Source organism: Streptomyces sp. NPDC006265 (assembly GCF_040613555.1).
Taxonomy (GTDB): domain Bacteria; phylum Actinomycetota; class Actinomycetes; order Streptomycetales; family Streptomycetaceae; genus Streptomyces.
In genome coordinates, this window is the sequence record NZ_JBEXSH010001427.1 from 1 (window position 1) to 1349 (window position 1349).

Annotated in this window: 2 protein-coding genes; both read left to right on the top strand. The window is 72.7% G+C overall.

The genetic code is table 11. The features are described from left to right. Window positions 1-55: 55 nt before the first annotated feature. Window positions 56-343 carry a DUF3040 domain-containing protein gene (locus ABZ281_RS49485; protein WP_356665421.1) on the top strand — a complete coding sequence of 96 codons (288 nt, stop codon included), beginning with the start codon at window positions 56-58 and terminating at the stop codon, window positions 341-343. A gap of 196 nt (window positions 344-539) precedes the next feature. Beyond that, window positions 540-1220 (top strand): hypothetical protein, encoded by a 681-nt coding sequence (locus tag ABZ281_RS49490; protein ID WP_356665419.1) that lies wholly within the window; start codon window positions 540-542, stop codon window positions 1218-1220. The last annotated feature ends 129 nt before the right edge of the window (window positions 1221-1349 follow it).

The following is a 1349-nucleotide window of genomic DNA, read 5'->3' on the forward strand; positions in this document are numbered from 1 at the left end:
CAGGCCCTCGGCCGTGCCCCGCCTCGAAGCGCTCGGGTTCCGGGAAGGAGAAGCCGTGCCCCAGTCCGAAGATCGTCGTCTGGTCGATCTCGAAGCACGACTCGAGCGGGAGGGCCCCCGGTTCGCCCGGGCCATGAGAACCGGCCGGCCCGCCCGGCCCCGCGAGTACCGGCGGACCGGCGCGTGGTGGGGGCTGGGACTCGGCGTCGTCGTGCTGGGCACCGGCATCGTCCTGGCCCAGGGGCTGCTCATCGCGGGCGGGCTCGTCCTCGTCGGCATGGCGGCGCAGCCGGCCGATCCGGACCCGGCCCGCATGACGCACCGGGGTTTCGGACGGCGCTGACGCGGGCGGCCCCGTCGAGTCCCTACGGGGCCGGCGGGACAGCGGTGGTATGCCGCCGTCAGGGTGTCGTCTTAACCCGTGTGCACGCCCTGGATGGTGGGATGGCCCGGCTCGAATGACGGTGGTTCACGTCGAGGCCGGGTCTCGTGAGCTGGCGAGGCGTCAGCTGCCCGGCTCGCGACGAAAGGACTCACCGATGCGCTCTGCCCGCATGCTGCTCGCGACGGCCACTGCCACGGCCGCCCTCGCGATCGCCGCACCCGCCGCCTTCGCCGACGCGATGGGCGACGGGGACCACGACACCACTTCCTACAGCAAGGAGCACCACAAGGACGGCAAGCACCACAAGCCTCACGGCGGGATGCACACGGGTGGCGGAGCCCTGGCCGCGGTGACCGCGGACGACTGGAACTCCTCCGAGCAGGACAAGGGCGACCGTGGCGGCAAGGGGGACGAAGAGGGCAAGCACGAGGAGCACGGCAAGGACGCCGGGCAGGAGAAGGGCTGGGAGGGCAAGCACGACAAGCCGCACGGCGGGATGCACACCGGCGGCGGAGCCCTGGCCTCCGTGAACTCGGACGACTGGGAGGGCTCCAAGCACGACCCCGACACCTACAAGGACGACTGGGGCGGCAAGCAGGAAAAGGGCGGCTCCGGCGACAAGGGCGACTGGGGTGGCAAGCAGGAAGAAGAGGGCAAGCACGGCAAGGGCTCCTGGGAGGGCAAGCACGAGAAGCCGCGCGGCGGCATGCACACCGGTGGTGGCGGCCTGGCCTCCGCTCCGGGCGTGACCGCCGGTGGTCTGGCGGTCCTGGCGGTGGCCGGCACCGGCCTGTTCGCGCTGCGTCGCCAGCGGGCCTCGCAGGGCGCCCTCTGACCGGTGCCTGAACCGCACAGCAGCCGTGGCCGCCGCACGTGCCCCGCACGTCGCGGCGGCCCGGCTCGTCCTCCCGCGTGCCGTGCCCGCTGCCGTGCCTGAATGAGGTGGTCCTTGATGGCAGCCAGT

Excerpts from the sequence above, each read along its gene's own strand:
- ABZ281_RS49490 (WP_356665419.1), top strand. The coding sequence starts at position 540 with ATGCGCTCTGCCCGCATGCTGCTCGCGACGGCCACTGCCACGGCCGCC.